Here is a 13,166-nt window from a genome sequence, read left to right as displayed (position 1 = left end):
ATTTACGATTATTTTCCCTAGTAACCCACTAAATGGCTTAACTCACTCGCAATGATGCAGCCATTTACGAATGCATGATGAGCTTGATGTTCGCATATGTCAACGACATTTGCGGTATATAGCCCATCATTGCCCCAAAAGGTGATTGCTTATGAGAGAGCTAGACCCCAACTTGTTTGATGCGAAGGCGTTTGCAGAAAGGCTGATTCAGATAAGAGGTGATGAGTCTCGGCGCTCTTTTGCTATTCGAGCTGGACTCGCTGATTCATCGATCCTCAAATACGAGCGACTGGAAGCCCTGCCTAACGTTGAGCGTTTCATTGCCATGGCAGTTGTCGCCGGAGTAGATCTCCGGTGGTTGGCCTGTGGTGATGACTGGGAGAGAATTCTGGCTGGGGCAACCGCCATCCCCTCATCAGGTCAATCCGTTCAAGAAGCCCGAGAAGTGACAGCCGACTATCAGGCCCAAGCTCCGAAGATCGAGACCGCACCAAGCCCCCTGATGGGCTGCAATGACGACTTCACCTTTATCGACAGCTACCAGGTATTTGCGTCTGCCGGGCATGGCCAGTTTGTCAGCGATGAGCAGAAGTCTGAGCCGATGGCGTTCCGTACCGAGTGGCTTAGAAAGGAAGGGTTAAAGCCGGATCGGTTGGCAGTGATCCGGGCGAAGGGCGACAGCATGGAGCCCACCATCTCTGATAACGACATCATCTTGCTGCACATGGCCAACGGCGATGCGCCGAGGGATGGGCTGCATGTGATTCGGATGGAAGGCGGGCTGTTCGTGAAGCGCCTGCAGTTCTCTCCCCTGGGTGACGTGAAGGTGGTCAGCGATAACCCCACCTATCAGTCATGGGACTTTACCAAGGAGCAACGGGCAGACCTGCATGTGGTTGGCCGGGTTGTTTGGGCTGGCAAGAAATTTTAAGGATGAACCGATGAAACCGATGAAACCGATGAAACCGATGAAAGCAATTTTCACTGCTTGTCTGTTGCTTGCCGCTGTAGGTGCACAAGCAGCACCTGAAAAATTTAAGTCTGTAGATCAGATGATGGAAGAGTTCGGTGATTTTACGAAGGAGAAAAACGGCTATGAGCTGATCTCCAAGTCTCCTCTTCACATCCGGGTTTCAGCACTGACGGTGCCGGATGATTTAGTCGATACAGTCCAGGCCAGCAATCAGCGGGCGCTGGTGTATGGGGTTTACCGGACGTTCATCAACACAAACGCTGACAAGGTGACGGTAACAGCCATCCCTGCCCAAGTTACCCTTGATGGCAAGAACAAGCGCCCCCACTTACTCAGTGATATCAAGCTGACTGTGACCAAAACACGGCAGCAGGCGATGAAAGACATGAGCCGCTTCATAAAGATAAAGAGCATGAATGAACTCGTTGACCAAGATGACTTTTGGACTGACAAGTTTGAGAACGATGTGTACTACAACAAAGCCATTTTGCCCCAGCTTGTTCAGGTCATGATCAGCAGTAAATGACGATTTAGTAATGGCAAAAATGCGTGATGTACCGCATCACAGTTGGAAGCATCACTTACTTGAAGGTGAAGTAGAAAGCCGAATAAGTTGGGCTTTGCTCACACGGCTGGTTAATGTCTGATACATCAATGTTTTTTTCATTACGGTAGATGTATTGGTAACACTGTGTTCTGTGCTAAGTGGACTGGAGACTGGAAGACACTCGCTCATCATCACGACAAAATTGAAAGCTAGCATCGTAGTTAACAGCAAATACTGGCAGTAGGAATAAACAATGGATCCATCAATGCGCAAGCGATACGAGGTGGTTCGAGTACAGGACCTCGTGGATTATTATGCTGAAAAAGGAGTAAATCCTTCATGCTCTCTATGTAAAAGCACGTTTTTTAATATCGAGACTATAGACGCCCCTTTGAGTCCAAGTGAGGATGGCTCTGATCCTGAGTATCGTAAGCAAATGGCGGTATGCGAGATGCATGGACCAGATAATACTTGGGCATGCTATCCACTTTCATGTGAAAACTGTGGAACCTTTTTAAACGTTGACGCTGAAAAAATATTGGTATGGACTGAAGAAAAACGGCTAAAAAAGGTTGACGAAGGAGTTACATCTGGTGATGCATCGGAGTCTAACGCATGAGTTTCGGGGCAGGGCAAAAGGTTTTTAGTATCCAGAAAGTTAGGAGCAATGTATCGCACCAAGAAAGCGTTGATTTTGGTGGGTCAGGTGGTGCTGGAGGAGGTGGAGACATGTTAGAACCACGTGTTGCACGCTTGGAGGCTGATGTTGAGTACATCAAGCGAGACATTGGTGAGTTAAAAGATACGGCTAAGTCGATCGATGCGACTATGCAAGATATCCGCATCTCTCTCGAAGGGCTTAGAACCAATCAGCAAACTGCGCTGGACAAGCTGTCGAAACTGGATGAAAAGTTCGCTACGAAAGTAGACCTCGAGGCGCGGTTTAACAAAATGTATCTCTGGTTGTTTGGCGCTGTCTTTACAGGGTGTGGACTCTTGTTTGGTCTGCTTCGCCTCATCCCTTCAAGTTAGTGATAATTCTTACTGAGCCTCTTGAGCTCATAGTGGCATGACTGTTCGCAAACTCACCGATGGCTCCGCCAACCCCTGGTTGGTTGAGGTCTACCCTCAAGGGCGTTCCGGGCCCCGCAAGAGAAAGCGCTTTGTCACCAAGGGCGAGGCCGTTGCTTGGGAGCGGTTCATCCTTGATGAACATCAGGCAAAACCCTGGTTGGGGCACGAGGCGAAAGAACACCGCACCCTGCAGGAGCTGATCGAGCTCTGGTACAAGCTTCATGGGCAAACCCTCAAGCGCAATCAGGTCAGGCTGGCCAAGCTACAGATCATCTGCAACGGCATGGGCAACCCCAAGGCGATCGACATCACTCCCTCGATGTGGGCGCACTATCGGGCCAAACGGATGGCCGGCGAGATCGACAACGGTTGGAACGTGGGAGCCAAGAAGGCGATCACCGCCCGAACGGTCAATCAGGAGCTGGCCTTTCTCAAGGCGGTATTTGGGGAGCTGATTCGGTTGGGCGAGTGGCAGCATGCCCACCCGTTGCAAACGACGATGAGCATCAAGACGCCCGATCCTGAGATGACCTTCTTGCAACCGGCCCAGATTGCCGAGTTGCTTAATGCTGCTCAGCAATACCACAACCCTGACCTGGTGCTCATCATCAAGATCTGCTTGGCGACAGGGGCCCGCTGGCGAGAGGCCGAGGCGCTGACGACTTCGCAGGTGACGCCGTTCCGCATCACCTATACCAACACCAAGGGCAAGAAAAACCGGACAGTCCCGATCAGCCAGGCGCTTTACGGTGAACTGATGACCGGTGATAGAAGTGGTCGGTTGTTCAAACCCTGTTATCTGGACTTCGGGCGGGCGTTGAAAACGACTGGGATTGAGTTACCGGATGGGCAACTCACCCATGTGCTGCGGCATACCTTCGCCAGCCACTTCATGATGAATGGCGGAAACATCCTCGTACTGCAGAAGATTTTGGGTCATGCCAATATCAAGGACACGATGCGCTACGCCCATTTTGCACCTGATCACCTGGAAGAAGCAGCTAGGTTAAATCCGCTAGAGCAGTGGCGACAAAGTGGCGACGGAGTTTAGGTTTATAGTCCAATGATGGACATTATTGACCTTTCACCTTGTTGATTGACATGGGGTTTTCACTGGATGTCACATCTTAACTACAATCATCTCTACTGTGTGCAGTTAAATAAATGCTTTTAAATCAATCTATTGGGTTATTTGTGGTGAGTGGTGGCGATAAAGTGGCGACGAAATTTGATGGTGCCAGGGCATTTTAAGGATGGAGTGAAAATAGCGTGTCACACCTTAACTACAACCATCTCTACTATTTTTGGATGACTCAGAAGAAGGGCTCCGTCACGCAAGCGGCGGAAGCCCTCTTCTTGACCCCGCAAACCGTCACCGGCCAGATCAAGCTGCTGGAGCAGCGTCTGGGCGGCAAACTGTTGATGCGAAAAGGGCGTTCCCTCGAGGCGACCGAGCTGGGTCAGCTGGTGTTTCGCTATGCCGACAAGATGTTCAGCCTCTCCTACGAGATGCTGGATATCGTCAACTACCGCAAGGAGAGCCAGATCCTGTTCGACGTCGGCATCGCCGATGCGCTCTCCAAGCGCCTTGCCAGCCGGGTACTGCTCTCCGTCATCCCCAACGACGGTTCCATCCACCTGCGTTGCTTCGAATCGACCCACGAGCTGCTGCTGGAACAGCTGAGCGAGCACAAGCTCGACATGATCCTGTCGGACTGCCCGGTGGACTCCAGCCAGCACGCCGGCCTGCTCTCCAAGCGGCTCGGTGGCTGCGGGGTCAGCTTCTTCTGCAAGGCGCCACTGCCATCGCTCCCTTTTCCCGCCTGTCTGGAGGAGCGCAAGCTGCTGATCCCGGGCCGGCGCACCGCCATGGGTCGCCAGCTGACCCAGTGGTTCGAACAGCAGGGGGTATCGCCCAGCATCCTCGGCGAGTTTGACGATGCGGCCCTGATGAAGGCGTTCGGCTTCTTCAACCAGGGTATCTTCATGGCTCCCACCATCTATCGGGAAGAGATCCTGGAAGGGGAGGAGGTGATGCTGCTGGGGGAGACCCAGGATCTGATGGAGGAGTACTACGTCATCTTCGCCGAACGGATGATCCAGCATCCGGCGGTAAAACGGGTATGCGAGAGCGATTTCTCCTTTCTGTTTGCCGGTCAGGAGGATTTCACCACGATTCAACCGGCAACCCTGTCATTTTAAATCGACGGGCCACAGAGTATGATTCTTGCCTCGAACGAGAGGGAATGAGATGCAACTGGAAGAGATGGAGGCAAATGCAAGCCGGGCGGTCGCTCTGCTCAAGGCGCTGGCCAACGAGCGGCGCTTGTTTATCCTGTGTCAGCTGCTGGAGCGGGAGCTGTCGGTGGGCGAGCTAAACGAGCGGCTGGGTTTGAGCCAGTCGGCGTTGTCACAGCATCTGGCTGTGTTGCGGCGGGATGAACTGGTGGAGACGCGCAAGGAGGCCCAGACGGTCTACTATTCGCTGCGCAGCCATGAGGTGCGCGAGATGATAGGATTGCTGCACAAGTTGTATTGCAGCGAACAGAAATAAAAAACCGGCACGAAGGCCGGTTTTTTTAGCTTTGTTCAGCAGATGCTGAATTAAGCCATAGCTTTGATCTGGGCAGACAGGCGGCTCTTGTGACGAGCAGCTTTGTTCTTGTGGATCAGGCCTTTGGTCGCCATACGATCCATGATCGGCTGAGCAACAGCGAAAGCGGCAGTCGCGGCAGCCTTGTCGCCAGAGGCGATGGCAGCGATGACTTTCTTCAGGTAGGTACGGGTCATGGAACGACGGCTGGCGTTGTGCTGACGACGTTTCTCTGACTGAAGAGCGCGCTTCTTAGCAGATTTGATGTTAGCCAAGGTAAAACTCCTAAAACTGTCTTAGCGAGTGTATTGAAAAGGCCCGGAAATATGCCTTCTCAACCACATATTGTCAAATGATTTGTGCAAATAAACACCGCCCCCCGGTGGTGTGTCAGATGGGAGACGGTTAAACTGTCGGCCGATTCTAACAGCATTCTTTTCTTTCCGACAGTTCCAGAGGCCTCGTCTTGAGTAAGAAATTGATCAAATCCGGCATGATAGTGTCCGGAATGACGTTGGCGTCCCGCGTGATGGGCTTGGTGCGCGATGTGGTCATCGCAAATCTGCTCGGTGCCGGGGTGGCCGCAGACGTCTTCTTCTTTGCCAACCGCATTCCCAACTTTCTGCGTCGCCTGTTCGCCGAAGGTGCCTTCAACCAGGCCTTTGTTCCCGTGATGACGGAGTACAAGAAAAAGGGCGACGAGAGCGAGGTGCGCGAGTTGCTGGCCGCGGTGGCGGGTACCCTCGGTGGGATCGTCACCGTGGTCACCCTGCTCGGGGTGCTGGGCTCCGGGGTGCTGACCGCCCTGTTCGGCTGGGGCTGGTTCTGGGACTGGTTGCACGGCGGGCCGGCGGCCGAGAAGTTCGAGATGGCGAGCCTGATGCTCAAGATCACCTTCCCCTATCTCTGGTTCATCACCTTTACCGCCATGGCGGGGGCCATCCTGAATACCTTCGGCCGCTTCGGGGTCTCCTCCTTCACGCCGATCTTTCTCAACATCACCATGATCGCCGCCGCCTGGTGGATCTCGCCCTGGTTGGACGACCCCGAACTGGCGTTGGCCATCGGTGTCTTCCTCGGCGGTCTGGTGCAGTTCCTGTTCCAGTTCCCGTTCCTGCGCCAGATCAACATGCTGGTGTGGCCCAAGTGGGGTTGGCACCATCCGGGGGTGGTGAAAATACGCACCCTGATGATCCCGGCGCTGTTCGGGGTCTCGGTCAGCCAGATCAACCTGCTGGTCAACACCATGCTGGCCTCGTTCCTCGCGACCGGCGCCATCAGCTATCTCTATTACTCGGACCGACTGCTGGAGTTCCCGCTCGGCATGTTCGGTGTCGCCATCAGTACCGTCATCCTGCCGGCGCTGGCCAAGAAGCACGTGGATGCCGATCCGGCCGACTTCTCCCGCACCATGGACTGGGGGGTTCGGATGGTGATGCTGCTCGGCCTGCCGGCCATGGTGGGCATCGCCGTGCTGCGCGAACCCATTCTGCGGGTGCTGTTCATGCGCGGTGAGTTCGGCTTGCACGAGGTGAGCATGTCCAGCGCCAGCCTGCTGGCATCCACCACGGGCCTGCTGTCGCTGATGCTGATCAAGGTGCTGGCACCCGGCTACTACGCCCGCCAGGATACCCGTACTCCGGTACGGATCGGGATGATGTCGATGGCGGCCAACATGGCCTGCAACCTCATCTTCATCTATCCGCTCGGTTACGTGGGGCTGGCGCTGTCGACTGCCTGCTCGGGCACGCTGAACGCGGCCCTGCTGTTCAAGGGGCTCCATCAGCAGAACGTCTACCGGCCCTCCCGCCACACCGGGGTATTCTGCCTCAAGCTGCTGACGGCGAGTCTGCTGATGGGGGGCGTACTCCTCTACCTCTCGCCGGATCTGGCCCAATGGGGAGCCTGGCACATGAGCAAGGCGAGCATGCAGCTGACCATGCTGCTGGTGCTGGGGGGCGCCATCTATGCCGGTGTCCTGCTGGCGCTGGGCATTCGGCCAAAAGATCTGAGAGCGGGGCGGGATGACTGAGTCGGCGCGCCATGGCGATTGAAGTCCCGCCTGAGCCAGCAATCAGGGCGGGATGGCTGAAATCGGGTCAGCAACAGGGCTGACCCAGAGTGCCGCCTGATATATAATCCGGCGATTTTCATAGCAGCGACGCACAAGGCATTGATGGAGCTTATCCGCGGTATTCACAATATCAAGCCCCGTCACCGGGGGTGTGTATTGACCATTGGCAACTTTGATGGGGTTCATCAGGGTCATCATGCCGTGCTGTCTCGCCTGCAGGAAAAAGCAGCCCAGCTGGGCCTGCCGGCCTGCGTCATGCTGTTTGAACCGCAGCCGCTGGAGCTGTTTGCCGGGGCTGCGGCGCCGGCTCGCCTCAGCCGCCTGCGGGAGAAGTATGAAGCGCTCAAGGGGATGCAGATCGATCGCATGCTCTGCGTGCGCTTCAACCATCGCTTCGCCGAGCAGTCTGCCACCACCTTCATCGAGCAACTGCTGGTGGAGAAACTCGGCGTGCACTATCTGGTGGTGGGCGACGATTTTCGTTTCGGCAAGGGGCGGGAAGGGGACTTCCACCTGCTGGAAGAGGCCGGCCGGCGCTTCGGTTTCGAGGTGATCAGCACCCAGAGCTTCCAGTTGTCCCGTCAGCGGGTCAGCAGCACGCTGGTGCGCGAGGCCCTCGCGGCCGGTCGCATGGCGGAGGTGGAGCTGATGCTCGGCCGTCCCTATACCATCAGCGGCCGGGTGGCCCACGGCGACAAGCTGGGCCGCACCATAGGTTTTCCCACCGCCAATCTGGCCCTCAAGCGCCAGGTGATCCCGGTCGGTGGCGTGTTCGCGGTGGAAGTGTTATGTTCCGGCAAGACCTTCCCCGGTGTCGCCAATGTGGGTGTACGGCCGACCTTGAGCGGTACACAAGCCAGATTGGAAGTACATCTATTTGATTTTTCTGGCGACCTATATGGTCAACAGGTCAAGGTGCTGCTTCGCCACAAGCTGCGCGAAGAGCAGAAGTTTGCCTCTTTCACCGCCTTGAAAGAGCAGATCGAACGAGATGCCCTGGCGGCCCGAGCCTGGTTCGGGCTGCCACTACTCCATTTACCCAGCACTCTTTTAGAAAAGAAGGGAACCCAGGACTGATGAGCGACTATAAACACACCCTGAATCTTCCGGAAACCGAGTTTCCGATGCGTGGCGATCTGGCCAAGCGCGAACCCAACATGCTGAAACGTTGGTACGATCAGGATCTTTACGGCGCCATTCGCCGCGCCAAAGCGGGCAAGCCTTCGTTCATTCTGCACGATGGCCCCCCCTATGCGAACGGCAGCATTCACATCGGTCACTCGGTCAACAAGATCCTCAAAGACATCATCATCAAGTCCAAGGGCCTCTCCGGCTTCGACTCCCCCTATGTGCCGGGCTGGGATTGCCACGGTCTGCCCATCGAACTGAAAGTGGAAGGCATGGTCGGCAAGCCGGGCGAGAAGGTCTCCGCTGCCGAGTTCCGCGCCGAGTGCCGCAAATACGCCAAGACCCAGATCGAAGCGCAGAAGACCGACTTCATCCGGCTGGGCGTGCTGGGTGACTGGGAACACCCCTACCTGACCATGGATTTTGGCACCGAAGCCAACATCATCCGCTCCATGGCCAAGATCGTTGAAAACGGTCACCTGCACAAAGGTTCCAAGCCGGTGCACTGGTGTACCGATTGTGGCTCCGCCTTGGCTGAAGCTGAAGTGGAGTACTACGACAAGAACTCCCCCTCCATCGATGTGCGCTTCAAGGCCGTCGACGAGGCGGGCGTTGCCGCCAAGTTTGATTGCGCCGAAGGCCATACCGGCAAAGGCCCGATCTCTGCCGTGATCTGGACCACCACCCCCTGGACCCTGCCCGCCAACCGCGGCATCGCCATGCACGCCGATCTGGACTATGCGCTGGTGCAGGTGGAAGGGGAGCATCCCGAGCGCCTGATCCTGGCCGCCGAGCTGGTCAAGGACGTGATGGACCGCGCCGGTATCGAGCAGTTCCACAACCTGGGTTACGCCAAGGGTGCCGCACTCGAGCTGCTGCGCTTCAACCACCCCTTCTACAGCTTCGACGTGCCGGTGGTGCTGGGTGACCACGTCACCCTGGATGCCGGTACCGGTGCCGTACATACCGCACCTGGCCACGGTCAGGAAGACTTCGTGGTCGGTCAGAAGTACGGTCTGGAAGTGGCCAACCCGGTTGGCAGCAACGGCGTGTACCTGCCGGATACCGAACTGTTTGCCGGCCAGCACGTGTTCAAGGCCAACGCCTCCGTGGTCGAGGTGCTGACCGAGCGTGGCGCCCTGCTGCACCACAAGGTGTTCAACCATTCTTACCCGCACTGCTGGCGTCACAAGACCCCGATCATCTTCCGTGCCACCCCGCAGTGGTTCATCAGCATGGAGCAGAAGGGTCTGCGCAAGCGTGCGCTGGAAGAGATCGAGCGCATCGAGCAAGACGGCATCAAACAGCACGGCCAGAGCGGCTGGGTGCCGGCCTGGGGTAAAAACCGTATCCAGGCGATGGTCGAGAACCGTCCTGACTGGTGTATCTCCCGTCAGCGTACCTGGGGCGTGCCCATCTCCCTGTTCGTCCACAAGGAGACCCAGGAACTGCATCCGGAATCCGTGCGCCTGATGCACGAAGTGGCCAAGCGAGTCGAACAGTCCGGCATCCAGGCCTGGTGGGATCTGGACAAGGCCGAGCTGCTGGGCAGCGATGCCGACCTGTACGACAAGGTGCCTGACACCCTGGATGTCTGGTTTGACTCAGGTTCGACTCACTCCTCCGTGGTCGATGCCCGTCCCGAATTCAACGGCAACCCGGCCGACATGTATCTGGAAGGCTCTGACCAGCATCGCGGCTGGTTCATGTCCTCCCTGATGATCGGCGTGGCGATGAAAGACAAGGCTCCCTACAACCAGGTGCTGACTCACGGCTTCACCGTGGATGGCCAGGGCCGCAAGATGTCCAAGTCCATCGGCAACGTGGTCAGCCCGCAGGACGTGATGAACAAGCTGGGTGCCGACATTCTGCGTCTGTGGGTCGCCAGCACCGACTACACCGGCGAGATGACCGTCTCCGACGAGATCCTCAAGCGCTCTGCCGACGCCTATCGCCGCATCCGCAACACCGCCCGTTTCCTCTTGGCCAACCTGAACGGCTTCAATCCGGCGACCGACATGGTGGCGCCTGCCGACATGGTGGTGGTGGATCGCTGGGCCGTGGGCCGTGCCAAAGCGGTACAGGCCGAGATCATGGCGGCGTTCGACGAGTACAACTTCCACGGCGTGACCCAGAAGCTGATGCAGTTCTGCTCCATCGAGATGGGCTCCTTCTACCTGGACGTCATCAAGGACCGTCAGTACACCGCCAAGGCTGACAGCCTGGCCCGTCGCTCCTGCCAGACTGCCCTGTATCACATCGCCGAGGCCATGGTGCGCTGGATGGCGCCGATCATGAGCTTCACCGCCGACGAGATCTGGGCGCTGCTGCCGGGTGAGCGCGGTGAGTTCGTGTTCACCGAGGAGTGGTACGACGGCCTGTTCGGGCTGGAAGCGGGTGAAACCCTCAACGACGATTTCTGGGCCGAGATCCTCACCGTGCGCGGTGAAGTGAACAAGGCGCTGGAAGTGGCTCGTGGCGAGAAGCGCATCGGTGGCTCCCTGCAGGCCGAGCTGACCCTGTTCGCCAAGCCGGCACTGGCTGCGCGTCTGAACGCCCTGGCCGATGAGCTGCGCTTCGTGCTGCTCACCTCCAAGGCCAAGGTGGTCAGCGTCGATGCCGCCCCGGCAGACGCCGTGGCGACCGAGCGCGATGATCTGTGGCTGAGTGTGGCCCAGTCTGCCGCCGCCAAGTGCGACCGCTGCTGGCACCATGTGGAAGACGTGGGCACCATCGCTGGTCACGAAGAAATCTGTGGCCGCTGCGTCACCAACGTCGAGGGTGACGGCGAAACTCGTCAATTTGCCTGATGAACATGACTCACCATAAAAGCGGCCTGCGTTGGCTGTGGCTGGCAGTGCTGGCCTTTGTACTGGACCAGGCGAGCAAGCTCGCCGTGGTCAAGCTGCTGCCATTTGGCTACCCGGGGGTGGAGATCACACCCTTCTTCAACCTGGTCCATGTCTACAACAAGGGGGCGGCTTTCAGCTTCCTGGCCGATCAGGGCGGCTGGCAGCGCTGGTTCTTCGCGGTGCTGGCGTTTGCCATCTGCGGCTTGCTGATCCACTGGCTGCGCAAGCAGTCCGTCGCTCAGCGCTGGAGCGGCATCGCCTACTCGCTGATCATCGGCGGGGCGCTCGGCAACGTGTTTGACCGGCTGGTGCTGGGCCACGTGGTCGACTTCCTCGATTTCTACTGGCAGCGCGCCCACTGGCCGGCGTTCAACTTGGCCGACAGCTTCATCTTCATCGGCGCAGCCATGATAGTGCTGGACGGTTTTCGCAGTGAGAAGAAGAAGGACGTGACGCCATGAGCCAGCCGATTGCGGCAGACAGCAGCGTGCTGTTTCACTTCGCCATCAAGCTGGAAGATGGCTCGGTGGCCGACAGTACTGCGCTGCAAGGCAAGCCTGCCCGCTTGCGGATGGGTGATGGCAGCCTGACCTCCAGTTTCGAGCAGTGCCTGCTGGGGCTACGCGAAGGGGAGAGCAAGAGCTTCACGCTGGCGCCGGGAGAGGCCTTCGGCCTCTCCAATCCCGACAACATCTATCATCTGGACCGCGCCAAATTCGGTGCCGATGTAGAACCCAAGGTCGGCACCATCATCCTGTTCGACCAGCCCAACGGCAGCGAGCTGCCGGGTATCATCCGGGCGGTGGCAGGTATGTCGGTGACGGTCGATTTCAACCATCCCCTGGCCGGTCACACCGTCACGTTCGAGGTGGAGATCCTGGGGGTTGATGACGAGGAAGCGGTTCACTGATGAATATTCTTCTGGCCAATCCCCGTGGTTTCTGTGCCGGTGTCGACCGGGCGATCAGCATCGTCGAGAGCGCGCTGGAGAAGTTCGGCGCCCCCATCTATGTCCGTCACGAGGTGGTGCACAACCGCTACGTGGTGAACAAGCTCAAGGAGGCGGGCGCCGTCTTCGTCGAAGAGCTGGATGAGGTGCCGGATGACAGCATCGTCATCTTCTCCGCCCACGGCGTCTCCAAAGCGGTGCGCGAGATGGCCAAGTCCCGTGCCCTCAAGGTGTTCGATGCGACTTGCCCGCTGGTGACCAAGGTGCACATGGAGGTCCATCGCGCCAGTCGCAAGGGCTCCGAGGCCGTGCTCATCGGTCATGCCGGTCACCCCGAGGTGATCGGCACCATGGGTCAGTACGAGAATCGCGAGGGGGGCATGTATCTGGTGGAGACGCCGGAGGACGTGGCCGAGCTCAAGGTGAAGAACCCGGATGACCTTTGCTTCGTCACCCAGACCACCCTCAGCGTGGACGAAACCTCGGACGTCATCGATGCCTTACGTGCCCACTTCCCCAAGATCCAGGGGCCGCGCAAGGACGACATCTGCTACGCCACCCAGAACCGCCAGGACGCGGTGCGGGAGATGGCGGGGCTGGTGGACGCCATGCTGGTGGTGGGGTCGCGCAACTCCTCCAACTCCAACCGCTTGCGGGAGCTGGCCGAGAAGGTGGGTGCCAAAGCCTACCTCATCGACGACGCCTCCATGATCGAGGCCGACTGGCTGGCGGGAGTTGAGGCGATCGGTGTCACCGCCGGCGCTTCCGCCCCCGAGGTGCTGGTGCAGTCGGTCATCACGCGCCTGCGCGAGCTGGGCGGCAAGGTGGTGGCCGAGCATCCCGGTCGTGAAGAAAACGTGGTGTTTGAGGTGCCGCCGGAGCTGCGCATCCTTTGAGTCAGCCATCCCGTGCGGGATAGTGCCATGAGTACCTGAGCCACCTCCTGTGAGGTGGCTTTTTCATGGGCGATTCTTAT

15 protein-coding genes are annotated in these 13,166 nt (G+C 57.9%); 13 read left to right on the top strand and 2 right to left on the bottom strand.

Annotated elements, in window-relative coordinates; translation table 11 throughout:
• Positions 1-151 precede the first annotated feature (151 nt).
• The 7 genes from ACB032_RS12165 to ACB032_RS12135 all read left to right on the top strand — a co-directional run bounded on the left by ACB032_RS12165 (position 152) and on the right by ACB032_RS12135 (position 5,148).
• Positions 152-931, top strand: coding sequence for a LexA family transcriptional regulator (locus ACB032_RS12165; RefSeq protein ID WP_219283193.1), 780 nt, complete (start codon positions 152-154; stop codon positions 929-931).
• A 10-nt stretch (positions 932-941) separates the two neighbouring features.
• Positions 942-1,499, top strand: coding sequence for a hypothetical protein (locus tag ACB032_RS12160; RefSeq protein ID WP_195877978.1), 558 nt, complete (start codon positions 942-944; stop codon positions 1,497-1,499).
• A 274-nt stretch (positions 1,500-1,773) separates the two neighbouring features.
• Positions 1,774-2,139 (top strand): hypothetical protein, encoded by a 366-nt coding sequence (locus ACB032_RS12155; RefSeq protein WP_195877979.1) that lies wholly within the window; start codon positions 1,774-1,776, stop codon positions 2,137-2,139.
• A gap of 110 nt (positions 2,140-2,249) precedes the next feature.
• The gene (locus tag ACB032_RS12150) at positions 2,250-2,552 is read left to right on the top strand and encodes a hypothetical protein (RefSeq protein WP_195877980.1); all 303 of its coding nucleotides are present in this window, start codon (positions 2,250-2,252) and stop codon (positions 2,550-2,552) included.
• Positions 2,553-2,589: 37 nt separating this feature from the next.
• Positions 2,590-3,645, top strand: a complete 1,056-nt coding sequence (locus ACB032_RS12145) for a tyrosine-type recombinase/integrase (RefSeq protein ID WP_195877981.1) — start codon at positions 2,590-2,592, stop codon at positions 3,643-3,645.
• Between the two features lie 218 nt (positions 3,646-3,863).
• Positions 3,864-4,796, top strand: a complete 933-nt coding sequence (gene nhaR / locus ACB032_RS12140; protein WP_017409027.1) for a transcriptional activator NhaR — start codon at positions 3,864-3,866, stop codon at positions 4,794-4,796.
• A 49-nt stretch (positions 4,797-4,845) separates the two neighbouring features.
• Entirely contained in the window at positions 4,846-5,148 is a 303-nt protein-coding gene (locus ACB032_RS12135; protein ID WP_016349423.1) for a metalloregulator ArsR/SmtB family transcription factor, read from the top strand.
• A gap of 50 nt (positions 5,149-5,198) precedes the next feature.
• Here ACB032_RS12135 and rpsT read toward each other — a convergent pair whose 3' ends face one another.
• Positions 5,199-5,462, bottom strand: a complete 264-nt coding sequence (rpsT, locus tag ACB032_RS12130; RefSeq protein ID WP_005308808.1) for a 30S ribosomal protein S20 — start codon at positions 5,460-5,462, stop codon at positions 5,199-5,201.
• A 191-nt stretch (positions 5,463-5,653) separates the two neighbouring features.
• Here rpsT and murJ point away from each other — a divergent pair, with 191 nt between their 5' ends.
• On the top strand, positions 5,654-7,219 hold the full coding sequence (gene murJ / locus ACB032_RS12125; protein WP_016349424.1) for a murein biosynthesis integral membrane protein MurJ: 1,566 nt from the start codon (positions 5,654-5,656) through the stop codon (positions 7,217-7,219).
• A 42-nt stretch (positions 7,220-7,261) separates the two neighbouring features.
• Here the strand turns inward: murJ and ACB032_RS12120 are convergent, their stop codons facing one another.
• On the bottom strand, positions 7,262-7,459 hold the full coding sequence (locus ACB032_RS12120) for a hypothetical protein (protein ID WP_162183721.1): 198 nt from the start codon (positions 7,457-7,459) through the stop codon (positions 7,262-7,264).
• On the opposite strand from ACB032_RS12120, the gene ribF reads away from it, so the two are divergent.
• Genes ribF through ispH form a run of 5 tightly spaced genes read left to right on the top strand, consistent with a single transcriptional unit; the run spans position 7,364 to position 13,086 of the window.
• Complete coding sequence (gene ribF, locus ACB032_RS12115) at positions 7,364-8,338, top strand: bifunctional riboflavin kinase/FAD synthetase (RefSeq protein WP_017409028.1); 975 nt, start codon at positions 7,364-7,366, stop codon at positions 8,336-8,338. The genes ACB032_RS12120 and ribF overlap by 96 nt on opposite strands.
• The gene (gene ileS / locus ACB032_RS12110; RefSeq protein WP_044799149.1) at positions 8,338-11,199 is read left to right on the top strand and encodes an isoleucine--tRNA ligase; all 2,862 of its coding nucleotides are present in this window, start codon (positions 8,338-8,340) and stop codon (positions 11,197-11,199) included. Before ribF ends, ileS begins: the two co-directional genes overlap by 1 nt.
• The gene (lspA, locus tag ACB032_RS12105; RefSeq protein ID WP_011704644.1) at positions 11,199-11,702 is read left to right on the top strand and encodes a signal peptidase II; all 504 of its coding nucleotides are present in this window, start codon (positions 11,199-11,201) and stop codon (positions 11,700-11,702) included. The genes ileS and lspA overlap by 1 nt, the downstream gene beginning before the upstream one ends.
• A complete protein-coding gene (gene fkpB / locus ACB032_RS12100; RefSeq protein ID WP_171282113.1) occupies positions 11,699-12,151 on the top strand; it encodes an FKBP-type peptidyl-prolyl cis-trans isomerase in 453 nt (150 codons plus the stop codon). Before lspA ends, fkpB begins: the two co-directional genes overlap by 4 nt.
• A complete protein-coding gene (gene ispH, locus ACB032_RS12095) occupies positions 12,151-13,086 on the top strand; it encodes a 4-hydroxy-3-methylbut-2-enyl diphosphate reductase (protein WP_171282114.1) in 936 nt (311 codons plus the stop codon). The genes fkpB and ispH overlap by 1 nt, the downstream gene beginning before the upstream one ends.
• The last annotated feature ends 80 nt before the right edge of the window (positions 13,087-13,166 follow it).

It is taken from the genome of Aeromonas sp. S5(2024) (assembly GCF_041403025.1).
In the GTDB taxonomy this organism is placed as follows: Bacteria; Pseudomonadota; Gammaproteobacteria; order Enterobacterales; family Aeromonadaceae; genus Aeromonas; species Aeromonas hydrophila.
The sequence above is the reverse complement of the archived record's forward strand: the minus strand, read 5'-3'. Positions and strand labels throughout refer to the sequence as shown.